Origin of the sequence: Aeromonas sp. 600724, from assembly GCF_049175135.1 — a bacterium.
In the GTDB taxonomy this organism is placed as follows: Bacteria; Pseudomonadota; Gammaproteobacteria; order Enterobacterales; family Aeromonadaceae; genus Aeromonas; species Aeromonas veronii_A.
Genome location: NZ_JAAKUM010000014.1, coordinates 19,220 through 44,660 on the forward strand (window position 1 = coordinate 19,220; position 25,441 = coordinate 44,660).

Genomic DNA, 25,441 nt, shown 5'->3' on the forward strand with positions numbered 1-25,441 from the left:
CCTTGCAAATATCGAGCTGGCTTGGGCAAAACATATCGCGCCATATCCCATGTCCAAACCATGAAATATGGTGATATTTAGCGAAATAATGGATAACGAGGGTGGGATGGCTTGAACATGGCAAACACCGCCAGCCATCAGAGTGACCGGCGGCGCTCTTTTTAGACGAGTTCTGGCGTGCGGGTTAGCTTGCTCACCCAGGGACGGCGCCAGGCGGGGGCCTCATACTGTTCCGGCCAATATTCGGTCTGCTGCACAATGCGATCGCCCTCGACCCGATGAAAGGTGATGGCCCGGGCATGCACGACCCCATCGGTGATCTGCACTTCGCTCACCACCTCGTCTCCTTGTGCCAGCAGGCGGACTATGGTGAAACTCCACGGCCCGGCGGCCGGATAACGGCGATTGATCTCGACAAAGTTGCAGCGCCCGAGGATCCGCTCCCCCGATTGCGGCCAGTCACAGACAAACTCATCCCCCAGCCATCGCGCCGCTCTGGCAAAATCATTGCTCTGCATTGCCTGCCAGTAAGCTTCCACCACTGCCACCGGTTTCATCACTGCCACCTCCCTCTTCATGTTCAGGTTGCTCACACTCTCACCACCAGCCACTCCCCCTTGCCCACCGGCACCAGCGAGGTGACAAAACGGGGATCCTGCGCCACTTCAGCCATCCATTCCGCCAGCTCCTCCCGATGAGAGATGGCATTATCGACCACCAGCAAGCCGCGCGGGGGCAAGAGACGCTGCAACTGCGGCCACCACACCCGGTATTGCCGGCGATCGGAATCAAGAAAGATGAGCGGGAAGCCCGCCGATGGCAGGGTGGGCAACAGCGCTCCCGCCTCCCCGGCCAGCTGGGTGATCCGCCCGGCAAGACCGGCTTGTTCGAAATTGGCCTGCGCCAGTGCCCGCTTGCTCTCATCCCGTTCGATGGTCGTGACATGACCATCGAGCCGGGCCACCGCCTCGGCCAGCCAGAGGGTGGAGTAACCGTTGGAGGTGCCGATCTCGAGCACCGCCTGCGCCCCGCGGGTCTGCACCAAAACCGCCAGCAACTCGCCGGTATCGCGGGTAATGTTGAGCATCTTGTCGGCGCGATCCGTCTGCGCCAGGTCGTGCTGCTCGCCAAACTGCTCCAGCGCCTGCTTCAGACGCTCAAGGGGGGTATTGGCCCTCGCCGTCTGCAGTGGCAAACCGCGCTCGCACCCGGTCATCGCCCTCTCCTTTCATGACTATCAATAGCCACTATCCTTACGGCTGGCATTTTTGGAGTCAAATGGCGGCGACCAAAACCTTGCGCCGGTTAAAAAAACCGATAAAAAACTCTGGCCAATTGAGGCAGAATTTGCTGCGCCTATCTGTTACACTTCGCGCCCGCCATTTTCAGGCTGCGCTGATGCTTTATCAGGGTCGGCCACCAGTGGCAATCCGCGACCGTTCGCCCATGCCGGCTTGTCAAGCCGAACACAATCCAGTTGGATCACAGGAAACCGATATGAGATTTGAAGCATTCGATTTTGCCCCCGAGATTTTGCGCGCAGTCTCGGAGTGCGGTTATCAGGAGATGACCCCTGTGCAGCAACAGGCGATCCCGGCCATTCGCCGTGGCCGCGATGTGCTGGCCAGCGCCCAGACCGGTACCGGCAAGACCGCCGCCTTCGCCCTGCCCATCTTGCAGCGTCTGGTAGACAATCCGGCGCCGGTCCAGCCTTCCAACGCCCGGGTGCTGATCCTGACCCCGACCCGCGAGCTGGCGGCTCAGGTGGCGAGCAACATCAATGACTTCGCCAAGTATCTCGATATCACCACCATCACCATCGTCGGCGGTGGCAAGCAGGACGTGCAGGCCAAGAAGCTCAAAGCGGGCGCTCACATCATTGTGGCCACCCCGGGCCGTCTGCTGGAGCACCTCACCGCCTGCAACCTCAGCCTCTCCGGCGTCGAGTGTCTGGTGATGGATGAAGCGGATCGCATCCTCGACATGGGCTTCAGTGCCGATGTGCAGAAGATCCTGCAAGCGGTCAACAAGACCCGTCAAAACCTGCTCTTCTCCGCCACCTTCTCCGACGCGGTGAAGAAGCTGGCCAACCTGATGCTGGATCGCCCGCAGATCGTCAGCGTCAACAAGCAGAACTCCACCGCCGACACCGTCAGCCACACCGTCTATCCGGTCGAGCAGAAGCGCAAACGCGAGCTGCTCTCCGAGCTGATTGGCAAGCAGAACTGGCAGCAGGTGCTGGTGTTCGCCAGTACCCGCGAGAGCTGTGATGTGCTGGTCGAGGAGCTGAACCTCGACGGCATCAAGTCCGCCGTTGTCCATGGCGAGAAGGCCCAGGGCAACCGTCGCCGCGCCCTGCGCGAATTCATGGAAGGCAAGATACGGGTACTGGTCGCCACCGAGGTGGCAGCCCGTGGTCTGGACATTCCGGATCTGGAGTACGTGGTCAACTATGATCTGCCGTTCCTGGCGGAAGATTACGTGCACCGCATCGGCCGTACCGGTCGTGCCGGCAAGCGCGGCATGGCCATCTCCTTCGTCAGCCGTGAAGAGGAGCGTACCCTGCTGGAGATCGAGGCCCTGATCGGCCAGAAGATCCGTCGCATCATGGTACCGGGCTATGAGGTGAGCAGCCGTGACGAGCTGATCAAACAGCTGCAGGAGCGTCGCCGCTTCGGCAAGCGTCCGCAGCGTGAAGATAACGCCGTGGCCCAGGTGATGGCCGAAGCCAAGCTGCAGGGTCAGCGCCTCAAGCGTCTGGCCGCCGCCAAGAAGCCCCGCCAGCCGAAATAAGGCGGACAGTTGCTCTATTGAACCGCAAAGGCGCCACTGGCGCCTTTGCCATCTCTGTCATCGGTGTTGACCCCTGGTGGTCAACTCAAGGATTGCTTATGACCTCTCCGACCTACAATCAGGCCCTGCTCGAGATGGCCACCCAGAGCCTGGCCGAACTGGCCCGCACCGCCGAGCAAAAGGCGGGCAAGCGCACTCCGGCGCAAGAGAGCCACTTTCTCTGCACCTGGATGGCCGACTCCCTCAAGGAGAAGCGCTTCTCCCGTCTGGTGATGGAAGATTTGAAAGCTTGGGTGCAGCTTGGCCGCACGCTGGGTGCGGGCGCCGATCTCAAGGGATTGCTGGAGCGCATCGCCTTCCAATACCAGTGCGCCATGACCAATCCGCAGCAATTGGGAGCCAAGCTGGCGGCCCTGCTGGAGGATCTGACGGCGGCAGGCTGGTTGGTGCTGACCGAGAGCGAGGTGAACGCCAAGCTGCGCCTGCAATCGGGCGGTCAAGCGAGTCTGGTGGTAAGCCATAGCGAATATGAAGGCCATATCGAGGACGGTGAGCTTGTCAAACCCCTCACCCTCTATGTGCGCGGTGACGAGAAGGTGCTGGCCGAGGCGGCCTTCAAGCACGGCCTGCTGCTGAGCCAGGGCAACAAGAAAGCCACCCTGGTCAAACACCACAAAGCCTACCGGCTGATGCCGAACAACGCCCAACCGGCGCTGGCACTGCTGAGCGAGGCTCGCCAGAGCGCCTGATCCCGCCAGTGTGCAGCAATAAAAACGGCAGACCCTCATTTAAAGCAGGGCCTGCCGTTTTTTATTGTTCGATGTTTGGTGATGAGGTTGGGTAGTCGTTTAGCGGATCTTGATGCCAATCTGGCCCGCGTCACACCACTCGAACATCACCTCCTCGCTCTTGCCGCAGCAACTGCCACCACAGACCCGACTCTCGCGCTTGATAACCCGCCCCTTGCGCATCCAGACGCCGAGCATGGCCTCCACCGCATCTTCCGAGGTGTGGAAGTGGCGAGCCAGATCACGCCGGCTCACCTTCTGCTGCGCGGCGAGGTAATCCCCCAGCTCGCGCAGGATCATAAGCTCACCACCTTGCGGGCGACGATGTCACCGTGACGGCGACCGGCCCACCAGAACAGTACCAGAGAGAGGCCGTAGCTGACGATCCAGAACAGGCTCTGCTCCGGATGAGCGGCAAAGGTCGCGACCTGATAGAAGAGGGTCGCGCACATAAAGGCCATATAGTTGCACCAAGCGGCGGTAAAGAGCGCCCACTGACGACCGGTTTCCCGCACCAGCGCGCCCATGGCGGCGGCGCAAGGCATGTAGAGCAGCACGAACAATAGGTAGGCAAAGGCACCGGCCGCCCCGTCGAAGTGGGTCTGCATATTGCCGTAGGTGGAGACATCTACCTCCTGCGCCTCGGCGGCAGCTTTCTGGTCGTCGAGGTTGCCAACATCAAGCCCCATGGGGTCGCTCGGGTTGATCTCCGCCAGATTGGCCGCCACGGCATCGATCGCCTCGTGGAAGCTGGCCACCAGCGAGAACTCGCTCTCCTCCTCTGCATCGCCACCACCGGCGTAGAGGCTGTTGAGGGTACCGACCACCGCCTCTTTGGCAAATATACCGGTGACGATACCGACCGTAGCCTGCCAGTTGTCATCGCGCACACCGATGGGGTGCAGCACCGGGGTCACCGCCTGGCTGATCTTGCTCAGGACCGAGCTCTCCTGCTCCTGATGGCCAAAGCTGCCATCGGTACCCAGGGAGTTAAGCACGCTCAGCACGGCAACCACCAGCACGATGGTTTTACCGGCGCCAAAGACGAAGGATTTGAGCTTCTGCCAGGTCTTGATGGCAACGTTGACCGGACGCGGCCACTCGTAATCCGGCATCTCCATCACCATGGAGTCGCTCTTGCCCGGCAGCAGGGTATTGCGCAGCAGCAGGCCGGTGAGCACCGCCACCAGAATGCCGATGAGGTAGAGACCGAACACCAGGTTCTGGCCTGATTCAGGGAAGAAGGCCACCGCAAACAGGGCGTAAACCGGCAGACGGGCACCGCACGACATGAAGGGGGCCATGGCGGAGGTCATCAGCCGTTCCCGCTCGGAGTTGAGGGTACGGGTCGCCATCACCGAGGGGACGGTACAACCAAAGCCCATCAGCATAGGTACGAACGCCTTGCCCGGCAGGCCGAGGCGGCGCATCAGGGCATCCACCACGAAGGCGGCACGGGCCAGATAGCCGGAGCTCTCCAGCACCGCGAGGAAGAGATAGAGGCAGCCAATCACCGGAATAAAGGTGGCCACGGTCTGCAAACCAACCCCGAAGCCGTCAGCCAGAATGGCGCCCAACCATTCGGGGGCATTGATCAGCCCCAGCAGGTGGTGCACCCCATCGACAAACAGGGCGCCGCCCATGATGTCGAAAAAGTCGATAAAGGCGCTGCCCACCTTGATGGCGAACATGAACATCAGGTACATGACAAACAGGAAGAAGGGGATGCCAATCCAGCGATTGAGCAGCACCCGATCCAGCCACTCACTCTGGGCCTCGGTGAGCTTGCCCTTCTGCTGGCGAGCCTGTTGTACCCACTGGTGGATATGGCCGTAGCGGATATCTGCCAGTTGCAGGTCGATATCCTGCCCTTGATGAGCGCGAGCTACCACATTGGCGGCGGCCGCCTGCTGACCGGGCAGCAGAGTCTCCTGCATCACCGCATCCTCTTCCAGCAGGCGCAGGGCGCGGCCACGGGTAGTGAGGTGATGCGGGGCGAGCAGGGTCTCCAGCTCCACCAGATCGGTTTCAAGTTCGTGACCGTAATCGAGTTGCAAGGCGGCTTGCGGCTGACCGATAAACTGCCGGATCTGCTGCTTGAAGGCGGCAACCTGCTTGCTGTTGTGGGCAGAGAGGGCCACTACAGGGCAACCGAGGGATTTGCCGAGCTTGCTCTCGTCGATGACGATGCGGCGCTTTTGCAGGATATCCAGCTTGTTGAGCACCACCACCATGGGCAGGCCCAGTTCGCGCAGTTGCAGCGTGAGGTAGAGGGAGCGCTCCAGATTGGCGGCGTCGATGACGTTGAGCAGCAGGTCGGGTTGTTGGCCCTGGGCAAAGCGGCTGGCGATCTGCTCGTCCAGACTGCCATCCTGACCCGCCAGGCTATAGATGCCGGGCAGATCCATCAGCTTGAAGTGATGCTCACCCGCGCTGAACTCACCCATCTTCTTGTCGACGGTGACGCCACTCCAGTTGCCTACCTGCTGGCGGGCGCCGGTCAGGGCGTTGAACAGGGAGGTCTTGCCGCTATTGGGGTTACCTACCGTTACCAGGGAATAATTCATACCAGCTCTACCTCTATTTTCTTCTGAACCCGCCGCGTGCGAGTGGCAAGCTGCTTTGCAGGTTCGACTTCTTGTCTCTGAACCGCTCCCGGTGACTTTCTTGACCGAAGCGGCAGCCGAACAGGGGGTTATACCGGCTCGACTTCTATTTGCTGGGCCAGACTCTTTTGCATGGAGAGACAGATCCCCTGGCACTGGATCTGGAGCGGGTCCCCCAGGGGGGCGGAGCGCAGATAAATGACTTCAGTCTGGGGCAACAGGCCCATCACCATCAGTTTGCGGCGCAGCGGCCGGGCGAGCTGATTCATATTCTTGATGCGAGCACTCTGTCCCGGTGACAACTGCGTGAGTACCATGACTGACTCCTGAAGTTAAACAATAATAATTCTCTTTTACTTGGGGCATTATAAGCTGTGTCTTCAACTTTTATTTGAGTAAAATCAAACTCCGCTTAGCTAACCCATAAAGTAATGCCATGAATCACGACAACAACAGCCGCCTCGTTTACAGCACAGATGGCGGCATGATCAAGGAGCAGAGCGCTCCCCAATCCGCCTCCCCCTTCCCCACCGACGGCACCGTGCGCATTCGCCGCGAGACCAAAGGGCGCAAGGGCGCCGGGGTGATCACCATTCATGGCGTACCCGCCGATCAGCAAAAATCCCTGGCCACCCTGCTCAAGAAAAAGTGCGGCACCGGAGGCGGTATCAAGGAGGGAGTGATCGAGATCCAGGGGGATAAACGGGACCTGATCAAAACCGAGCTGGAGAAAGCTGGTTTCAGCGTCAAGCTGGTGGGTGGCTGATCCCCTTGTCACTCATGCGGTTTTTCCCTAGAATGCCCGCTCCCATCGAGGGGGAGTAGTCTCGCACGCCGGTGCCATCCATTGCATGAATACCGGTTTGCGGCCCTGATCAACATACTTGGTGCCAAATCACCATGGTCAGGGTGATCCATGCCAGCCATGGATTTGACAAGACCTTTGACGGGCCAGTGCCAATACCGGGGACGGATGGCGCAGGCTTGTCTTTGGTTTATAACAATTCCGTCCCCCGGTCATTTTTATGGAAGCCTTGTTAACCTCAACCCTCAGCGTCGCTATTGCCGAAATCGGCGATAAAACCCAGCTGTTGGCGTTGCTGCTCATCTGCCGTTTTCGCAAGCCCTGGCCCATCATCGCCGGCATGCTGGCGGCTACCCTGCTCAACCATGCGGGCGCGGCCTGGATTGGCGAGTTCATCAGCCGCTGGCTCGATCCCAAGATAATGACCTGGCTGGTCGCCATCGCCTTTATCGCCATGGCTATCTGGATTTTGGTGCCGGACAAGATGGATGACGAGGAGAGCTCGCTGGATAAATACGGCCCCTTTATGGCCACCTTCGTGCTCTTCTTCATCGCCGAGATTGGCGACAAGACCCAGATCGCCACCGTGCTGCTGGCCGCCAAATATGATTCGCTGGTACAGGTCATTACCGGCACCACCCTCGGCATGATGCTGGCCAACGTGCCGGTGGTGCTGATCGGCAAGCTGGGGGCAGACAAGCTGCCGCTCAAGGGGATCCGCATCGCCTGCGCCATCCTCTTCGTCGGCCTCGGGGTGAGCACCCTGATCTTTGCCTGATCGCCTTTTCCGCTGACCAAGCCCTCCACCTCGGAGGGCTTTTTTGTTTGCTGCTTTGTCTAGTGCGTAACCCGCTGTCGCAACCACCTGCCCTACAGCCAAGGGGCAGTGCACGGTTGCGGGGACCTCATGCCATAATGGGGCAAACCTCGTGGAGTCCCCCCATGCACAACGTATCAAGAGAGACGCTTCTCGAATGGGTCAAACAGGGACGGCTGGCGCCAGAGAAGCTGGCGGACGCCCTGACCCTCGCCGATCTTCCCCCCCATCCGGCGCGCTGGCAGTGGCTGTTTGACCGGCTGCTGCTCTGGCTCGGCGCCCTCTGCATCGGGGCTGGCCTCATCTTCTTCGTTGCCTTCAACTGGCAGGAGTTGGGCCGGGTCTCCCGCCTCGCCCTGCTGGAGGCGCCGCTGCTCGCCATGCTGCTTCTGCTGTGGCGCAAACCCCTTGGGGATACCCCCCGTCAGGCGCTGCTGCTCGCCATCGCCCTCAATATCGGTGCCCTGCTGGCGCTGGTGGGTCAGACCTACCAGACCGGCGCCGATCCCTGGCAACTGTTCGCCACCTGGGCGCTGATGCTGGTGCCGCTGGCGGCGTTTGGCCAAAGTCCCCTGCTCTGGACCTTAAGCTGGCTGCTCGGCCAGCTGGCGCTGGTGCTCTACTGGCGGCTCGGTTTGTTCACGTTCTTCTTTACCTTCGATGAAGAGGGATTGGGCTGGTGCCTTACCCTTCTCAACGCTGTCCTCTGGGCTCTGCTTCTGCTGGCGCCAAACCGCTGGCGCCTGATGCCAAGCTGGCTGGCGGGCCTTGCTGCCGGTCTGGGGGCCACCCTGCTCACCCTGCTGGCGCTGTTTGATGTCGCCTCCCCGCTGGTGTGGCCGCTCTGGCTTGGCTGGCTCGCTGCGGCCTATGCCCTGTGGCACCACAGATTTATCGCCGGACTCGCCATGGGGTGCCTCAGCCTGATTGCCGTCATCCTCGCGGCGCTGGGCAAGTGGATGGAGCCCGACATCAACGGCTTCTTGCTGCTGAGCCTGATTGCCATCGGCCTTTCTGTCACCGCCGCCCGCTGGCTGCAACAACAACGGAGGTCTCATGAGTGATCTGACCCTTTGGCAAGCACTGCAACAGGCCAATCTGGTGGAAGGGGATCAGCCCAGTGATACCCAGCCCCACTGGTCGAGCCGCTTTATGCTGGGGCTGGTGGGGTGGATTGCCGCCCTGTTCCTGCTCTTTTTCCTGTTTCTCACCTTCGAACAGCTGACCCGCGAGGCCAACAGCGCCCTGCTGCTCGGGGCCGTGCTGCTGGCGGGGGCCTACGCCCTCAATCGCAGCCAAAGCGGCGATCTCTGGGATCAGTTCGTGCTGGCCCTCACCCTAGCGGCCGATGCCTGGCTGCTCTATGGCCTGCTCGATCAGCTTGATCTCCATCATGCCCTGCTCTGGTTTGGGTTGTGCCTGCTGTCCCTTGCCATCGCCGTGCTGTTCGATCACTGGCTGGTGCGGCTGTTTCACAGCGTGGCGGCGGCCCTGCTGCTCACCCTTGGCCTCGCTTGCCTCGGGCTGCAACTGCTGGCGCTGCCGCTGGTGATGGCGGCCATCACCTTCTGCTGGCTGCGGGCAGATAGGGATCCCGCCCGTCACCAACTCTACCACTCCATCACGCTGGGGCTGGCCCTCTCCCTGCTGGTGCTGGGCCGCCTGCACCATCCGCTCTGGGATGGCGGCAGCAGCGTGCTGGACGAACTGGGGCTGTCCCGCCTGCCGCTCTGGCTCAATCCCCTGATCTGCGCCGCCCTGCTGCTGGCGGTGATGGTGAAACTCAAGCTCCCCCTGCTGTTTGGCCTGCCACTGGTGCTGATCAGTGCCATCATCCCCGGCATGGGGGCAGGCGCACTGGTGCTGATCCTCGGGTTTTATGCCGGCAGTCTGGGGCTGATGACCCTCTCGGCCCTGCTGCTGCTCGGTTATGGCTCCCTCTATTACTACGATCTGGGGCTCACCCTGATGACCAAATCCTGGCTGCTGCTGGGCTCCGGCATCCTGCTGCTGAGTGCCCGCCAGCTGCTCACCACCTTCGCGGCAAGGAGCGACTCATGAAACCTGTGACCCGACAACTCGCCCTGTTGCTGAGCGGCCTCGCCATCCTGGCAGGCATCAATGCCACCGTCTGGCGCTATGAGCACGCCATGAGCAGCGGCGAAGTGGTGCTGCTGCGACTCGCCCCAGTCGATCCCCGCTCTCTGATGCAGGGGGATTACATGCGGCTCAACTACGAAATTGCCCGCGAGCTGACCAGCCGCGACGCCCGTGCGACTCAAGACAAGGGCAGCGACACCCTGGTGATCCGCCTCGATGCCCATCAGGTGGCCACTCTGGTGGTCGATGGCAAACCGGATCGGCTCGCCAGCGATGAGCGGCTATTGCAAGTGCACCAGAGCGAGCGGCAGTGGCAGATCGGCCCCGATGCCTACTTCTTTGAAGAGGGCTCGGGGGAGCAGTACGAAGCGGCCCGCTACGGCGAGTTCCGCCTACAAGCGGATGGCAAGACCCTGCTGGTGGGGCTACGGGATGAGGCCTACCAACCCATCGGGCAGACACGCGCCCGCTGGTAACAGCAGTGAGTGGCTATTTACTCTGTTCATGGTCACACTCAAGAGAAGGTTGATCGCTAAGGATGTTCCCAATGAGGATATGGCTGATCTGTCATCTGTTGCTGCTCTGCTGGGCCTCGGCTGCCCGGGCTGATCTGGGCAAGCTCGAGTACCTCACCGAAGAGTACCCCCCCTACAACTTCAGCGATCCGCAAGGCCAGCCCACCGGCCTTGCGGTCGATCTGCTGCAGATGATCTGGCAACACAGCGGCGTGACACCCCAGCCGGTGCGTATCCTGCCCTGGGCGCGAGGTTATTACTTGCTAACCCAGAAGCCCAACGTGGTGCTCTTCTCCACCGCCCGCACCCAGGCGCGGGAGGATCTCTTCAAGTGGGTCTGCCCCATCGGCTACTCGGAGTACATACTGCTCGGCCGCAAAGCGCAGAACATCACCCTGACCGCCTTCGATCAGATGAGCCAATACAAGATCAGCGCGGTGCGCTCGGATGCCGCCGAACAGCTGCTGCTCAACAACGGCATGGATGACAACAACATCATCCCGGCCAACCGCCTGTCGCAGGGGTTGAAGATGCTGCTCTCCGGCCGCGCCGACCTGCTCGCCACCAGCAAGCTGGCGGGATATGACGCCATTCGCGAACTGAAGCTGAGCAGCGACGACTTCAACGTGGCCATGGTGCTGAGCGCCGAGCAGCTCTGCTACGCCTTCAGCCGTCAAGTACCAGACAGCGAGATCACCCTCTTTCAGCAGGGCCTGACCCGCGCCCTCGCCTCGGAGGAGTTTCGCAAATTGCAGGCCAAATACCTGCCGGTGCGCTGACTCTCGGCTGCGGCTGGAATGGCCCCCTCAGTCGCACTATGGTTGCCCGTCAAGGAGCTGGCTATTGCGAACTCGAGCCGTCACACTGTTTGGCATCGTCGATATAGTGAAGGATCTCTTCCATGCGGACATGGCATCTCTCCCACATCCTACTCCTTCTGTGGGCCAGCTTTGCCCGTGCAGATCTGGACAAGCTCGAATACTGCACCGAAATCTCCCCGCCTTTTAACTTCAGTGACGCAGAGGGTCAGCCCACCGGCCTTGCCGTCGAACTGCTGCAGATGATCTGGCAATATAGTGACCTTTCCCCCCAACCAATACGCATTCTGCCGTGGGCCCGCGGCTACAAAGAACTAAGCAGCAAGCACAATGTGGTGCTGTTTGCCACCGCACGGACACCCGAACGGGAAGCGCTTTTCAAGTGGGCCTGCCCCATCGACAACTCGGACTTTGTGCTGCTTGGCCGCGCAGCTGACAAGCTGACCCTTGTCTCTGCCGAACAAATGAAACAATACAAGATTGCGGTGGTGCGCTCGACCGTATCGAGTCAGCTGTTGCAGGAGCGGGGTCTGGATGAAAGCAACCTTGTCGAGGCAAACCGTCTCAGCCAGGCGGCCAAAATGCTCGCCTCGGGCCGTACCCATCTCTTTGCTACCAACAAGCTGGTCGGCTATCAAACCCTCAAGGACCTCAACATGGATCTGAATGACTTCAATGTGGCCTTTGTGCTCGACAGCAAGCCACTCTGCTATGCCTTTAGCCGTCAGGTGCCAGACAGGGATATAAGCCGCTTTCAACAAGCTCTGGATCGTGCCCGGGCCTCCCCTCAATTTTCGCAACTGCAAGCCAAATACCTGCCACTGCGCCAGTCTCTCTGACCCTCGCAACACAGCACAACATGCCGGCGGCCTCCTGCACTTTTTGCCAAACTGCAAACCCGCCTTGGCGAAATCATCCGGCTTGGTCACAATTGAGCATAGGTATTCCCTTGAGCAGGATAGAGAAATGAAACCATGGATCGGGTTGGCCACACTGCTTGTTACCTCCTTTGCCAACGCCAGCCCCGAGCTGGCCAAGCTTCACTACATTACCGAAGAGTACAAACCCTACAACTACGCCGATGCAAGTGGCGCCCCCACCGGCCTCGCGGTCGAACTGCTGCAACTGGTATGGAAAAAGACCAATACCCCAGCGCAGCCCATCACCATCATGCCTTGGGCGCGCGGTTACTACCTGCTGACCCAAAAACCCAATGCGGTACTCTTCTCCACCGCCCGCACCCAGGCGCGGGATCCTCTGTTCAAATGGGCCTGTCCCATTGGTTACGCCGAAATCGTGCTGGTAGGGTTGGCCGAGCGCAATATCACCATCACCAAGCTCGATGATGCCAAAGCATTCAATATCGGGGCGGTACGGGCTGATGTGGGAGAACAGTTGCTACTCAACAACGGCTTTGACGAGACCAAGCTGATGGCAGCCAATCGGCTGGCACAAGCGCTGAAGATGCTCACCTCAGGTCGGATCGATCTGGTCTCCACCAACAAAACCACCATGGAACAGCTGATCGTGGAGCAAAAACTCGACCCCGCCCGCTTCAAGGAGCAGTGGGTACTTAGCTCGGAGCAGTTCTGCTTCGCCTTCAGCCATCCGGTAAGCGACGAACTGGTCAAAGAGTTCCAGACCGGCTTGACCCAGGTGCTGGCGAGTAGTGAATACCCGCTGCTGCACAGCAAATACTTCCCTGCCCCCGCCGCCAAATAGCGGCGCAGCGAAAAGCGCCAACAACAAGGGGCCCGCTGCGGGCCCCTTCGCTTTTTACCATTTGCTCTCACCTGGCCACGTACCAGCACAGCAGCAGCCACCTTGTGAAGGGCGATAAGCTGTTCGATATCGAGCCCCACGACGGCGCCATTCACACCCGCCACTTGTCGCCCACCATCACCCGATCGGCCCGTTCGGCGCCACACAAGATCAGCGGCCTAACGTCGCAGTGCCGCCATGCAACCCAGCTGCTGGGAAGATCTGAAATATAGAAAATCAATTAGATAGCAACATGCCTCGCGGCATCCAGGCATCAATTGCTATCCGCATTCGGGTGTCTGTGCCGGGCATGAAAAAGGGGAGCCAGGCTCCCCTTGTGGCACTTGCGGCGTTAGAACTTGTAGAGCCAGGAGATAGCGGTGAAGTAACCGTTATAGTTCTGGTTAACATGACCCATGCTGTACTCCTCACCGGTGTAGAGGTAGTCCACATCGTGGTAGAACTCGTAGCGCATATCCCAGCGCAGTGACTGCTTCTCGTCGAGCTGATAGAGGGCATAGCCTTCCAGACGGTGTTGCTTGCTGGTCAGGTCGGGGTAGTCATAACCCTTGCTGGCATCTGTCTGGCCACGGCCATAGGAGAAGCTGTAATCCACCCCCAGTTCCAGCGCCAAATCAAACGCCTTCTTCTGGCTTAGACCCACTCCCAGAGTAGTGATTTGGTCACGAACCCGGGTCGAATAGGGATCCCAGTCCGGGGCACCGGTGTAAGCATGGTTCTGGCTTGAGGTGATCCACTGTACATTGCTGAATAGATGGCCACTGAGATTCTCATCAAACTGCTGGTTAAGGGTCAGATCGATACCATAGTCCTCCCCTTCACTGAGTCCGATGTCAGGCTCCGGATAGTTTGCCCGTGCCCACCACCCTTCCAGCGAGGAGCTTAACTGCTCGCTGAAGGCATACTGCAGATCGCCACGCAGCTCGAACCTGTCACGATTGGCCAGATAGAACTGACGCAAGGTCGGGCTGACATTGGTATTGTTATTCTTCCACTCAGAGCCATCCCGGGTGCTCCAGGAGAGTTTCCCCCCCAGTTGCAGATCACCCACCGGGCGATAGCGACTCTTGAGGAACAATGTCTGCTCATCCGTCTTGCGACGATCCGCGTACTCCCGTTCATCGGCACGATACTGGTAACCCCCGGTTACCTTGACCGATCGACTAAGGCGGTAATCCGCTTCCAGATTGGCTTTACTGTGAGAACGATCCCCCGGCTGCCGTTGTTTGCCAATAACAACCTGCTTGTCCGAGTTGTCCTGCCGATCCCGGTATTCGCCCCCGGCACGCAGAGTCAAATCCCGGCCAAAACGCCCCACCCATTTGGCATTGGTCTGGATGGTATCGATCTCGCCATGGAAATCACTCTGGGTGATCGGCACCTGCCGGAAGGCGGCTAGATTGCCATCCGACGTTGCTCGACTGCTGAGAATGCGACCGCTCAGACTCTGCCGGTTCCAGTTGTACTGGCCGGATAAACTGACCTGATGGAAGCTGTTGTCGGGTTCGTAAGCCCGCTCATTGGCATAGGGGTCGCTGGCCGAACCGAAAAAGAATGCGGTCTCCTCGTTGCGATAGAGTGAGCCGTTGTAGGCCAGATCAACCAGCCAGCCTTCACCCAGGTAGCTGATGCCACTCTTGACCAGGGTGGTACTGCTGCCATCGACCAGCTTGGGTACAAAGCCCGGCATGCTGCCTATCCCCGGGATGCTGGACTGATAAGTGGCCAGCGTTGCCTCTTTTTTCTCATAAGAGAAATCGGCATAAGGGCGCCATGGGCTCTTGGGGGTATAGGCAAGCCCCATAGTCAGCTTCTTGCGGACCACCTCCTTGTCAAATTCGGCCAGCGCACCAGCCGCCATAGGCGCATCGTCAGAGCGATAGACACTCTTGCCATGGCTGTTCCAGTAAAAGGGGGTTTCGGAGTAGCCAATTTTGGCGCGCGCGCCATCATAGAACCCTTGCTCCAGTGACATGCTGAAACGGCGCATTCCAAGATCCCTGGCCTCGAGTGCGCCATAACGGGATCCCTCTCCCCGATACTGCAGGTCAGCGTTAAAGATCCCCAGCATGCCGGTATCGTTGGCGGCGGGCACCCAGTTGCGAAAACGGGTCGCGCCATCATCGTTGATGTAGCCTGTCCCCAGCCCCACCTCACCAAACCAGCCACTCTCGCTTTCACAGGATGCGCAGCGCCAGCGCGCGGTTTTGGCCTCCCTGGCCGATTGCAGGGAGTAATCCTCGACAGCCAGCGGCTCCTCGGTGGCATGGGCCGAGAAGATGGTCAGCAAGGAGAGCCAAAGTGTTGAATGTTTCATGACTTCTCTCCTCAACGTCGCAGGGACTGCCCATTCGGATGGTTGGTCCCGTGGATCTGGTTATGACAGTTCAGGCAACTGCCGCCACGTACCTTGAGATCCCCCTCTGGGATGGACACGTTGGCATGGGGGGCGCTGTGACACTCCTGACACAACTGGGGAACGCGCTTGTTGAGCAGCGCCTGATTGATGGAGCCGTGGGGGCTGTGGCATAGAGAGCAATCCTCGGTCACCGGTTCGTGCTCCCACAGGAAGGGGCCCCGCTTCTCGGCATGGCACTCGTAACAGCTCTCGTTGACGGTTGGCTGTTTCAGGCTGGCCTCATTTTGTGACTGATGCGGGTTGTGGCAGCTGGAGCAGGGCATTTCGCCATTCAGGATGGGATGACTGGTGCGCTTGTGCAGATCCGATTTCTCTGCGGCATGGCAGCTGGTGCAGGTCTCGACCTGTTTCTTGCTGTCCATCACCGGATCCTTGGCCTGGTGCAATGTGTGGCAGCTGGTACAGGAGAGATCCTCGACCGCATGAACACTGGCATGCCAGCCCATCCGGTTGGTATCGGTATGACAGGAGAGACAGACACTGTTCTGCTTCTCGACCGGCACAGGTGAATCGGGACCAAAGGTGATCATCGGCTCCCGTTTCTCTCCTTTGCGAGGATTGCGCGTGTGGTTGCCTGCCGGACCATGACAAGCTTCACACTGCCGGTCGGCCATGGGGCCATTCTGGTTGCCCAGATTGCCGTGCACACTGTGGAATATGCCGGTCGCGGGTTTGCGTGAATCTGAATCGTGGCACTTGAGGCAGGTATCAGCTCCCTTCGGGGAGTATTTTCCCTGGTCAAATTTCTTGTCCAGAGCCGATTCAATCTGGAGTCGCGGATCTGCATCGCCAGCGGGTTGCGCGGCATCGCTCTTGGCCCAGGCTGACAGGCAGCTCAGGGCCAGCATGCCAGCCAATAACCACTGCGTGATGGTCTTTTTCATCTTGTTTCCTTCAACGGCGAAGGGCCAGGGGTTACCCCCTGACCGCAGGATTTCATCAACGGAAGTCGTAGACCTTGTGAACCTTGTCGACACCCTGCTCCTGCCCGACGGCATGGCAAGAGGCACACTGTTCAACACCGGTTGCGGCTTCGATCGTCTCTGCACCAAAGACGGCGCCGTTATTCTTCATGTGGGTAGCCCACTCATCCCCTGCCACCGGGCTATCCGGCTTGACCAACCCCAGCGGTGATTTGAGGTGGCAGCTGGAGCAGACCACCAGCACCGGGCTGAAGTATTTGGGCTGTTTGTTGTCAGCCGTGGTGGCGACCAGAGAGGGGCGCGCGTTCTGCTGGTTGGGCAGGTTGTATTGCCCCTGGGTATGACAGGACTCGCAGTTGCTGATATCGCCCGGGAAGGTAGCACTTCCCCCATGTTTGGCGCCCAGCGCGTGGAAGGAGTGGACGTGATATTTCAGGTCCCCCGGCACCCCCGCATAGAACGAGGTACGCGTCGCGTTGTGGCAACTGGTGCACTGGCTCATATCCTTGGCCGCATGATTGCTCATGTGGACTGCCAGATCCTTGTGACAACTGTTGCAGGAAGCGAGATCCGCACCGGCCTTGAGCAGATAGCTGCTGTCGATGCCCCCTTCGGCACGGAAGTAGGCGTTGACCGGATTGATGGCGATCAGGGAGAGTGCGCTGGCAGTGCTGCTGCAAGGCAGCAGATCCCCTGCGGCAAACGCCCCGTTGCGATCGGCTTTACGCGCCACACAGACTCTCAGATCGGCGATGGTCGCGGCCAGGGTGCCGTTGACCTCGTTGCCTGTCTCTTTGCTGCACAGGAAGCGACCTGTGCCCTGGCTGACACACTTGCTGAACTCGATCTTGTTGCCAGTGGCGAAAGTCTGCGGGTTGGTGGTGGCCAGCTCGAATCCCTGGCCCTGATCCCAATTGACCAGAATGGCCGGATTGCCATCTTTGACATATTTCAGCACGTCATTAACGCTCTCGGCCGGCGTACCGTCGACGGTGACGGTCAGTTCGATCTCGATATTGGGAGCGGCATAGCGAACGTCATCGAACGTGAACTGCAGCTTGTCGCGTCCAATCGCCTCGTTGGCCATGTAACCCAGGTGGACCATGTAGGGGGACTTGCTGCTGGCCGGATCAGCGCCATGGCACTGGGCGCAGACTGCGCCACTGTTTATCTTGCCAGTGATGTGAGCATCAAAACCTGTGGAGCTGGTTGAATCGGCATGACAGGCACCACACGCTTTTTCCTGGGCATGTTGCCAGTTACCGGCATTGAGGGTGGCTGGCGTGGCGTCCTTGTGACAGGTATCGCAGTTGCGCGAGTCTTGCGGGAAGTGGCTGACCGTCTTGGTATCCGTACTATCCAGATTGCCATGGTACTTGTGCACTATGGTCGTCAGAGAGCGGCGGGTAGCAATGGCCGGATTGCTCTCGTTGTGACAGGTGACACAGAGTTTGGGGTCAGCGCGATCCGCGTGTTTGATCGCTTGCTTCATGTGACAACTGTTACAACTGCTCTGATCCACGATATCCCGGGTCAAAGCGGCGCGCGTCCCAGCCGGCACCCAGTCCAGCACATAGTTGGTGACGGGGACATTGTTACTGCCACCAAAAAAGATACCCACACGATGAGTCGCCGTTTCATCCCAACTAATCACGCCATTGTTGCTCTGTGAATCAGCAGGATAGGGATCCGGCACTGTGGTGGGGTTAATAGCAAAGGTGTAGCGATATTGCCCATTGCCCAGTGACTCCAGCTTGCCGCTGTTTTCACTGGTGGCTTTGCCGGAACGGTAGATAAAACTCTTCCAGATGGCCGGGTCTTCACGTGTGGCATCGCGGCCGGGGATCACCTTGTTGAGGGTGAATGAGGGGATCGTAGCGCCCAGGTCGTAACCCGAGCCCTGTTTGTCCGTCACGTTGAACTGTACCGAGAGCTGACCATCCGGGGTGAGAACCGGTGTCGACGCCGAGATAATCAGAGATCCAGGGGTTCCTGGAGGAGGGGTGGGTGGCTCACTCTTGTCACTGCCATCCCCCCCGCCACCACAGGCCGAGAGGGTGAGCACCATTGCAGCTGCCACCAGCGCTTTCCAGTATTTCATCTTGTTTATCCTTTTTTATCGGATTTTTTATTTCATGTATGAGCTGTCTCAGAAAAGTCCCAAAAACATGCAACATTGAAGCCTTTTGAGCCCCACCTTGGTCAAAAACCATTTCCCCCCGAATTATAAGGTTTATGTGGCTCTCGACGTTGACAGAAGTCTCAAAAGCGGGACTAAGCCCACTTTTTCGAATAAAAAAACGGTATAAGCTGTCTTTTTCGATTTTTATGTCAAGAGGAGTGCAAAATGAAGCGAAGCATGAAATGGGAAGTGGTGGGGTTATCTCTGTTGATTGGTTCAATTGGGCCAGCCTTTGCCGGGGTCGACGAGATGGCCAAAACATGTAACGCATGTCACGGTAATCAGGGGATCAGCTCACATACAGATATTCCGACAATCGCCGGAATAGCAGAATCTAATCTTGCGGAGCAGATGCGAAGCTACCTAGATGGCCGCCCTGCTAAGACCGTTAATCATGTCACCGGTGACACCAGCAAACAGGGAAACATGACCGACATTGTTAAGGGTCTTAGCGACGATCAGATCGACGAATTGGCAGCTTACTATGCCGAACTGCCCTACCAGCCGATGAAGCAGCCGTTCGATGCCGCACTGGCCAAAGCAGGACAAAAACTGCATGAAGAGTCTGGTTGCAAGAAGTGTCACTCCGAAGGTGGCTCCGTTGCCGACGATGAAGCCTCCATCCTCTCCGGTCAGCCAAAAGGTTACATACTGATGGCCCTGCAAGAGTTCAAGGCCGGCAAGCGCAGCAATGACGAGAAGATGAATAACGCCATCATTGCCATGAGTGATGCCGATCTCCAGGCGTTGGCCGAGTACTACGCCAGCCAGCAATAACCAAAGCGGTCAGGTTTATCCATTGATCAAGCCCCCACTCTGTCGTGGGTGGGGGACTCTTGCCCGTTTCTGGCATTTTGGGAGGTATTTGTCGCTCTTTTTCTTGTCAGGGGGTGGATAACGCCGCTGAACCTCTTTGATCCGGAGTCCAGTATGAAAAAAATAATGCAGTGGGCCTTGCTTGCCACGATCTGTCTGGGTGCAAGCGAGTTTGCCCTCGCAGCGACCGCCGTCGAACCAGCGTCTGCTGCCGTCAGCACTGTGGCCGATAGCAGTGCCGCCGATGCACTGGCCGCACGCCAGGCCAAAGCCGCGAAGAAAGCCGCAGCCGAGAAAAAAGCGGCCGCCCGTTTCGCCAAGTGTGACAAGTGCCACGACGGAAACGAGGGGATGCATGGCAAGCATGCCAGCGTCACCAACCCCAATACCAATGAAGCGGTGACCTGTACCAACTGTCACGGCAACCCGTCAGCCCAGCACCGCAAACAGCGTGGCGGCATTGTCGACGTGATGCGCTTTGGCGACGATGCCTTCCCGCTCAGCCAGCAAAACGGCGTCTGCATGAGCTGCCATGAGCCCGATGATCTGCGCAAGGCGCTGTGGGCTCACGACGTGCATGCGACTCGCGTGACCTGCACCAGCTGCCATCAGTTGCACCCGGCCAAAGAGCCCATGGTCGGCATCCCCGAGAAGGCCCGCATCAAGCTGTGCGTCGACTGCCACAGCAAGCAGCATGAGGCCAGGCAGCAAGCCGCGGCCAAGGAGGGCGCATGAGCACGACCCGTCGCGAGTTTATGGTGGGGATGAGTGCCAGCGCCTTGATCCTGATGACGGGGTCGCCCCGCGCCCTGGCCAACAGCATGACCATCGGGGGGGTGCGCTACGGCATGATCCACGATGAGACAGCCTGCATCGGTTGTACCGCCTGCATGGATGCCTGCCGGGAAGTCAATCAGGTGCCACAAGGGGTAGCCCGCCTGCAGATCCTGCGCTCCGGCCCTGTGGGTGAATATCCGGATCAGGAGTACCGGTTTTTCCGCAAGTCCTGCCAGCACTGTGATAACGCCCCCTGTGTGCATGTCTGCCCGACGGGTGCATCCCATATCCGGGCCGAGGATGGCATCATCGACATTAACCCCGATCTCTGTGTCGGTTGCCGTTACTGTCTGGCAGCCTGTCCTTATCAGGTCCGCTTTATCAACCCGGTCACCCGCACTGCCGACAAGTGCGACTTTTGCCGCAAAACCAATCTGGCCAACGGCAAGCAACCCGCCTGTGTCGAAGCCTGCCCTACCAAGGCGCTGGTGTTCGGCAATCTGGATGATCCTCACAGCCCGATCGCCAGACGGCTGGTGCATGAAACCACCTATCGCTACAAACAGTTCCTCGGCACCTCGCCCAAGATGTATCGGGTACCGAAAGGGGAGGTAAAATCATGAGTCCTCATAACCCGCATCATGACGGTATCCCTCTGCAGATGGTGAGTAGCGAAACGGGAGGTATGTACCATGTGGCATAACGCATTTCACTTCGACTCACTGGTCTGGGATGGTCCCATCGCCATCTACCTCTTTCTGCTGGGGATCTCCGCCGGTTCAGTCACCCTCTCGGTGCTGTTGCGCCAGCGCGGGGCCGGCAGCGAGAGCGGCATCATCAGGGCGACCGCCATTCTGGCCCCGCTCAGCGTGATACTGGGGCTGCTGATCCTCATCTTCCACCTGGCTCGTCCCTGGACCTTCTGGAAGCTGATGTTCCACTATCAGTTCGATTCCGTGATGTCGATGGGGGTCATGCTGTTTCAGGTCTATATGACGGTGTTGTTTGCCTGGCTGGCGGTGGTCTTCAGAGCCGAGATCGAGGGGTTGCGGCGGCACCTGCTGGCGGACAGGTTCGCCTTCATCGATACCCTGATAGGCAAGATGGCACAGATCGAGCGACTGCTTACTCCCCTGTTGTTGTTGCTGGCCGTACTGCTGGGGGCCTATACCGGCTTCCTGCTCTCGGCGCTCAAGACCTACCCCATGCTCAATAACCCGATCCTGCCGGCGCTGTTTCTGGTATCCGGTATCAGCTCAGGGGTCGCCTCCACCATCTTGCTGGCGGTGACTCTGTTCAAGGAGAGCAGCCATAGCAAGGGGGTGAGCTTTGTGCACCGCTTCGAGCGTCCCATGGTGGCTATCGAGATCTTCTTGCTGGTCTGCTTCTTCACCGGCCTCTACTTCGGTGGCGGCCAGCGGGAGGCAGCGATGTGGGCGGCCATAGGCGGCGGCTTCTGGTCGCAGGTCTTCTGGTTTGGCGTGATTGGCATCGGCATCCTGCTTCCCCAACTGTTGGGGCTGTTCAGCTCGCCAGCTCGCCAGCACCAGCGCTCCCACCTGGTGCTGGTCTGCAGCCTGAGCCTGGTGGGGATCTTGCTGCTGCGCTACTTCATCCTCTATGCCGGTCAGATGACGGTGCTGTAACATTGCTGCGTGGATGGGCCAGAGATGTGTTTAGTCCTTACACAGGCTTACACATTTTCGGCTCGTTCTTCTCCACGCAGACTCCCCAACCTTCTCGGCATCCACCATGGGGCCAAAGGCCGGATAAACAACAAGCGCCCAGCCGGGCGCTTGTCGTAGTTATCGTGATGACCGGATTCAGGGTGTTGGGCAGGCGCTTGGCGAGCCGCTGTTGCGGGGCCAGAGGGTGGATCCGTCGCTTTCAGAGAGCGGCAGGAATGTGACGCCTTCGCTCATGTTGGCAGGGGGCAGGTCATCCTCCAGCACATACATCCCCATCGGCAGGCTGCCATAACGCTGGTTGGCCTGCACCTGAGCGACCGCGAGGCTTGAGTAACGCAGGCCGAGCAGATCGAAATGATTGCGCCAGTCCCAACCGGTGAGCCGACTGAGTGCAACCAGCATAAAGTCATTGCCCGGTATGTCGCGCACCCGTTTGCCGCCATAGACCGCATGCCCCGAGTAGGGGAACAGGCTAAAGCCGAGCCTATCCTTGTTGGCATTCCACTGCGCTTCACTGTCGGCTGCCGCGCCGAAGATCCGTGAATGCTGATAGAGCAGGGTGAAGAGAGTGAAGCCATCGTTCAGCCGGGTGCCATCAGTCAGGAGCATACGGTGGGCGCGTAATGCCATCTGGATATAAAACGCCATGCGATAGCCGTTGTGGACGGCGTAGGCATTGCTCTTCCAGGGGGCTTCGTAGCGACTCTCGCCGGTATCGAGCACCTTGCAGTTGGCCCCGAGCACGACGCGGTTGCCACTCCTGTCCCGTACCTGCGCCGCATCAGACATGAACACATAGAAGAGATCCTTGTGATTCATGTGTCCATCCTTGATGGGCGCCGTGTTGCCATCTCTCAGATAATGGGCGCGCCACTTCACCACATAAGGGAAGATGTTGTTGGAGTTTTCCCCCGCCCGGCTGCCGTAGCCACTCCAGTTGTCGGCATCGTCTGCCGCAGCGTACTGCACGTTCAACCGGTTGGTCTGTAGGTTGTGGCCCAGTTCGTGATTGTCGAGCCAGCCGGTCGGGCTGATGCTGCCGGAAGAGTCCCACGGGTTGCCACTGCAACCACTGCCGCAATGGGCATTCTGGTCATAGTTGGCATGCTGGATGATGGTGCGGGTATGAATCGACTCATCGAGACACCCCTCCCCCAACAGTGCCACGCAGGCGTTTTTAACATCCGCAGGCAGCGACTCATCGAGCCCCTTGCCCTGAATTTTCAGGCCCGCCAGGGTGTAGACACCATTGATGTGATCCCGGGCGATGCTGTCGAGCAGGGCATTGGTGTCGGGGATGACGCCACCCACCGCCTTGGTGAAGCGATCCCGGCGCAGATGCTGTTCTGCGCCATCGGCCCGCAGATCGATATGGGGCAGCTCGGTTTGTTCCAGCCGCTCGTTGAACTCGCGGATCTGCTGCTCATCACTGAAATCCATGATGGCCGGATGACGGGTGACGCCCGTGGCGCTCACCTGGACGGCCAGCGATGCTGCCCCCCCTTCCAGATAGAGATAGATAGGGCCGCCATAGGGCGAGGTGAAGGTGACGCTGCCCCCCTTGGCCAAGATCAGTCGTCCGGTGGTCAGCTCCAGCGGGGCTCGATAGATCTTCTGCTCATAGGCGCGATTGGTGTTGGGCCTGTGGTAGTTGAGTCGGACGGTAGCGGACACATCGGCGTTATCGGTGCGTCTCAGGGTGATGGTTTGTCCCGGCAGGGCATACCAGCCGGTGGTGGTCCACTGCCCGCTGTAGGGAACCGCAATGCGCCGACTGTCGGTGAGCGTTGCGGGATAGGCATAGTGAGTCGCTTGTCCCTTCACTACCTTGCTGCGATCGGTGACGTACTCCCCCAGATCGGGTTGGGCCGGGGTACGAGTGCGGGCATAGCTCACCAGCCAGTCGGCAAACATCGCCTGCTGCCAGGATTGATGCTCATCCCAGGCGATGGGGTAGTCGATGGCGGCACGGTATTTGTCGGCCAGCAGCAGGGTGGCGGGCAGCAGTGTCGCGCCCTCACGGGCAAAGGGGCTGATCCCGGCCTTGTCGAGGGTGATGGCCCCATTTCTCAGCCAGTCGGCACCCAGCTTGAACTGCTGGTTGAAGCTCTCCGAGCCACCGCAATTGATAAAGTTGCCGCCGCAGCTATCGAGCCACTGGGTCGTGAAGTTGCGATCCTGAAGGTTGCCAAGCAGGGTATCGACCGCCATCAGCTGGGCGTCGGGTGCCATGATGGTGTTCACTGCCAGATCGCTGGCTCTGAGTTTTGACCAGTAGTTGCCCCAGGTGACCAGCCCCATATCGAGATAGAGGGGGCTTAGCAGCGGGCTGGCATCGCGCCGATAGTTGGAGAGCAGCAGCGGGATCCCGGCCGCTTTGGCCTTGGCGATCCCCTGTGCGATCCCCTGATACCCCAGCCCCTGGCGGTCGATATCGCTGATCACGATAAGCTCCGGCGCCATGGTGTCGATACAGTCGCTCAGCGCCTGATAATCGCAGGTATTGGCCGGGTTGATGCTGTGCTTGTCGGGATAGATCGCCTTGAGCCAGTCACGCACGCCTTCGTTGTGGGGAAAATAGACGCTATCGGCGCGGCTTGGCATCTGGGCGGTGAGGATGCGCAGGCCATCGCTATCCTTGCCCCGGGTCAGCCAGCCAATCAGCCCCTTGAGCAGCGCCTCGCTCTGCGCTGTGCGGTCAACGGAAAACAGGTTCGCCCCCATGGCGGCCTGACGGTAATCGGCTTGCTCGGAGACCATCACCAGCCCCCGGATCTCGCTCTCCCCCTTGCCATTGATGTTGGAGGGGAGCAGGGTCACCGTGCTCTCCGGCTGGAAGCTGGAAAAGGTGATGGAGTCGTGGCTCGGGTTCCAGCTGATCTGTGCCATTCCCTGATAGAGGCTGCGAACCAGCTCGGTGCGGTGAGCCTCACTGTCGGCAATCGCCGCACGGGCATGGGCGATCAGGGATTGCTCGCTGGCAAGGGTATGATCTTCCCGGGCAATGGCATTGGCGGCATCGCTGATAAAGCGGGCCGAGATCTGACAATCGGCGCGCATGGGTGCTGTGGTGTAGGTGTTGCCCGTCAGTGTTCCCTCACATCCTGCGATCTGTGTCAGTACGAAGCCACTTTCGGGCTGCACGGTGAAACGGCCCTGCTCATCGGCGTTCAGACGCAGGGCGTCGGGGCTTAGCGCGCCCCCCTGAGAAGCTTGAGTGGTGGCGTTGAAATAGACGGCTGCACTCTCCTGCGTGAAGCTGGCCGAGATCTGGCAATCGCTGCGCATGGGGCCAGTGGTATAGGTGAGGCCGTCCAGGGTGCCATCACAGCCGCTTATCCCGGTCAGGAGGTAACCGCTGTCAGCCTGTACCGAGAAGCGCCCCTGTTCACCCGCCGCCAACCGCAGGCTGGTGGGGTTCAACTGTCCGCCCGCGCTGCTCTGGCTGGATGCCTCGAAATAGTTGGGGGTGACAGGGGGGCGGATAGGGGTCTCTTCCTGTTCGCCATCACCGCCGCCACAGCCTGTGATCAACAGCGCCAGTAAGGGGGTGAGAACCGTCTTTTTCATTGTTTGATACGTTCCTTGTGTTACGACGGGTGGGAGGAGTCG

At 59.5% G+C, this 25,441-nt stretch carries 23 protein-coding genes; 14 read left to right on the forward strand and 9 right to left on the reverse strand.

Annotation, left to right across the window (positions count from 1 at the left end; genetic code table 11):
* Positions 1-161: 161 nt before the first annotated feature.
* Both G5168_RS13850 and G5168_RS13855 read right to left on the reverse strand, forming a co-directional pair.
* Entirely contained in the window at positions 162-557 is a 396-nt protein-coding gene (locus G5168_RS13850) for a nuclear transport factor 2 family protein (RefSeq protein WP_041208475.1), read from the reverse strand.
* 32 nt (positions 558-589) lie between these two features.
* A complete protein-coding gene (locus G5168_RS13855; protein WP_323071141.1) occupies positions 590-1,216 on the reverse strand; it encodes an O-methyltransferase in 627 nt (208 codons plus the stop codon).
* Between the two features lie 281 nt (positions 1,217-1,497).
* On the opposite strand from G5168_RS13855, the gene G5168_RS13860 reads away from it, so the two are divergent.
* Positions 1,498-2,793 (forward strand): DEAD/DEAH box helicase, encoded by a 1,296-nt coding sequence (locus G5168_RS13860; protein ID WP_421252350.1) that lies wholly within the window; start codon positions 1,498-1,500, stop codon positions 2,791-2,793.
* A 98-nt stretch (positions 2,794-2,891) separates the two neighbouring features.
* Positions 2,892-3,542, forward strand: coding sequence for a DUF2913 family protein (locus tag G5168_RS13865; RefSeq protein ID WP_421252351.1), 651 nt, complete (start codon positions 2,892-2,894; stop codon positions 3,540-3,542).
* A 99-nt stretch (positions 3,543-3,641) separates the two neighbouring features.
* Here the strand turns inward: G5168_RS13865 and G5168_RS13870 are convergent, their stop codons facing one another.
* The 3 genes from G5168_RS13870 to G5168_RS13880 all read right to left on the reverse strand — a co-directional run bounded on the left by G5168_RS13870 (position 3,642) and on the right by G5168_RS13880 (position 6,504).
* Entirely contained in the window at positions 3,642-3,881 is a 240-nt protein-coding gene (locus G5168_RS13870) for a FeoC-like transcriptional regulator (protein ID WP_005350974.1), read from the reverse strand.
* A complete protein-coding gene (gene feoB / locus G5168_RS13875; protein WP_421252352.1) occupies positions 3,878-6,148 on the reverse strand; it encodes a Fe(2+) transporter permease subunit FeoB in 2,271 nt (756 codons plus the stop codon). Before feoB ends, G5168_RS13870 begins: the two co-directional genes overlap by 4 nt.
* A 128-nt stretch (positions 6,149-6,276) precedes the next feature.
* Positions 6,277-6,504 carry a FeoA family protein gene (locus G5168_RS13880; protein ID WP_005337384.1) on the reverse strand — a complete coding sequence of 76 codons (228 nt, stop codon included), beginning with the start codon at positions 6,502-6,504 and terminating at the stop codon, positions 6,277-6,279.
* A 119-nt stretch (positions 6,505-6,623) separates the two neighbouring features.
* Between G5168_RS13880 and G5168_RS13885 the strand changes: the two genes are divergently transcribed.
* From G5168_RS13885 to G5168_RS13920, 8 genes are all read left to right on the forward strand, one after another.
* Positions 6,624-6,953, forward strand: coding sequence for a translation initiation factor (locus tag G5168_RS13885; protein ID WP_139428489.1), 330 nt, complete (start codon positions 6,624-6,626; stop codon positions 6,951-6,953).
* A 259-nt stretch (positions 6,954-7,212) separates the two neighbouring features.
* Positions 7,213-7,770 (forward strand): TMEM165/GDT1 family protein, encoded by a 558-nt coding sequence (locus tag G5168_RS13890; protein ID WP_005337386.1) that lies wholly within the window; start codon positions 7,213-7,215, stop codon positions 7,768-7,770.
* 164 nt (positions 7,771-7,934) lie between these two features.
* A complete protein-coding gene (locus tag G5168_RS13895; protein WP_421171943.1) occupies positions 7,935-8,873 on the forward strand; it encodes a DUF2157 domain-containing protein in 939 nt (312 codons plus the stop codon).
* Complete coding sequence (locus tag G5168_RS13900) at positions 8,866-9,870, forward strand: DUF4401 domain-containing protein (protein ID WP_421252353.1); 1,005 nt, start codon at positions 8,866-8,868, stop codon at positions 9,868-9,870. The genes G5168_RS13895 and G5168_RS13900 overlap by 8 nt, the downstream gene beginning before the upstream one ends.
* Positions 9,867-10,385 (forward strand): GDYXXLXY domain-containing protein, encoded by a 519-nt coding sequence (locus G5168_RS13905; RefSeq protein WP_421171941.1) that lies wholly within the window; start codon positions 9,867-9,869, stop codon positions 10,383-10,385. The genes G5168_RS13900 and G5168_RS13905 overlap by 4 nt, the downstream gene beginning before the upstream one ends.
* A gap of 71 nt (positions 10,386-10,456) precedes the next feature.
* Positions 10,457-11,203 carry a substrate-binding periplasmic protein gene (locus G5168_RS13910; RefSeq protein WP_139400970.1) on the forward strand — a complete coding sequence of 249 codons (747 nt, stop codon included), beginning with the start codon at positions 10,457-10,459 and terminating at the stop codon, positions 11,201-11,203.
* Between the two features lie 122 nt (positions 11,204-11,325).
* On the forward strand, positions 11,326-12,081 hold the full coding sequence (locus G5168_RS13915; protein WP_421252354.1) for a substrate-binding periplasmic protein: 756 nt from the start codon (positions 11,326-11,328) through the stop codon (positions 12,079-12,081).
* 127 nt (positions 12,082-12,208) lie between these two features.
* Positions 12,209-12,964, forward strand: coding sequence for a substrate-binding periplasmic protein (locus G5168_RS13920; protein ID WP_216953321.1), 756 nt, complete (start codon positions 12,209-12,211; stop codon positions 12,962-12,964).
* A gap of 391 nt (positions 12,965-13,355) precedes the next feature.
* Here the strand turns inward: G5168_RS13920 and G5168_RS13925 are convergent, their stop codons facing one another.
* The 3 genes from G5168_RS13925 to G5168_RS13935 are packed head-to-tail and all read right to left on the reverse strand — an operon-like array spanning position 13,356 to position 18,467.
* Positions 13,356-15,341: an MtrB/PioB family decaheme-associated outer membrane protein gene (locus tag G5168_RS13925; protein WP_216953320.1), complete on the reverse strand. Its 1,986-nt coding sequence runs from the start codon at positions 15,339-15,341 to the stop codon at positions 13,356-13,358.
* An 11-nt stretch (positions 15,342-15,352) separates the two neighbouring features.
* Positions 15,353-16,327, reverse strand: a complete 975-nt coding sequence (locus G5168_RS13930) for a DmsE family decaheme c-type cytochrome (protein ID WP_227342431.1) — start codon at positions 16,325-16,327, stop codon at positions 15,353-15,355.
* A 55-nt stretch (positions 16,328-16,382) separates the two neighbouring features.
* On the reverse strand, positions 16,383-18,467 hold the full coding sequence (locus G5168_RS13935) for an OmcA/MtrC family decaheme c-type cytochrome (protein WP_421252355.1): 2,085 nt from the start codon (positions 18,465-18,467) through the stop codon (positions 16,383-16,385).
* Positions 18,468-18,713: 246 nt separating this feature from the next.
* On the opposite strand from G5168_RS13935, the gene pdsA reads away from it, so the two are divergent.
* The 4 genes from pdsA to nrfD all read left to right on the forward strand — a co-directional run bounded on the left by pdsA (position 18,714) and on the right by nrfD (position 21,787).
* Entirely contained in the window at positions 18,714-19,325 is a 612-nt protein-coding gene (gene pdsA / locus G5168_RS13940) for a periplasmic diheme shuttle PdsA (RefSeq protein WP_216953317.1), read from the forward strand.
* A gap of 153 nt (positions 19,326-19,478) precedes the next feature.
* On the forward strand, positions 19,479-20,099 hold the full coding sequence (gene nrfB / locus G5168_RS13945) for a cytochrome c nitrite reductase pentaheme subunit (RefSeq protein ID WP_005346804.1): 621 nt from the start codon (positions 19,479-19,481) through the stop codon (positions 20,097-20,099).
* Positions 20,096-20,764, forward strand: coding sequence for an Nrf-like electron transfer protein NetC (gene netC, locus G5168_RS13950; protein ID WP_421252356.1), 669 nt, complete (start codon positions 20,096-20,098; stop codon positions 20,762-20,764). The genes nrfB and netC overlap by 4 nt, the downstream gene beginning before the upstream one ends.
* A gap of 69 nt (positions 20,765-20,833) precedes the next feature.
* Positions 20,834-21,787 carry a cytochrome c nitrite reductase subunit NrfD gene (gene nrfD, locus G5168_RS13955; RefSeq protein WP_421206415.1) on the forward strand — a complete coding sequence of 318 codons (954 nt, stop codon included), beginning with the start codon at positions 20,834-20,836 and terminating at the stop codon, positions 21,785-21,787.
* Positions 21,788-21,964: 177 nt separating this feature from the next.
* On the opposite strand, the gene G5168_RS13960 is transcribed toward nrfD, so the two are convergent.
* Positions 21,965-25,399 carry an ImpA family metalloprotease gene (locus tag G5168_RS13960; protein WP_421252357.1) on the reverse strand — a complete coding sequence of 1,145 codons (3,435 nt, stop codon included), beginning with the start codon at positions 25,397-25,399 and terminating at the stop codon, positions 21,965-21,967.
* Positions 25,400-25,441: the final 42 nt, after the last annotated feature.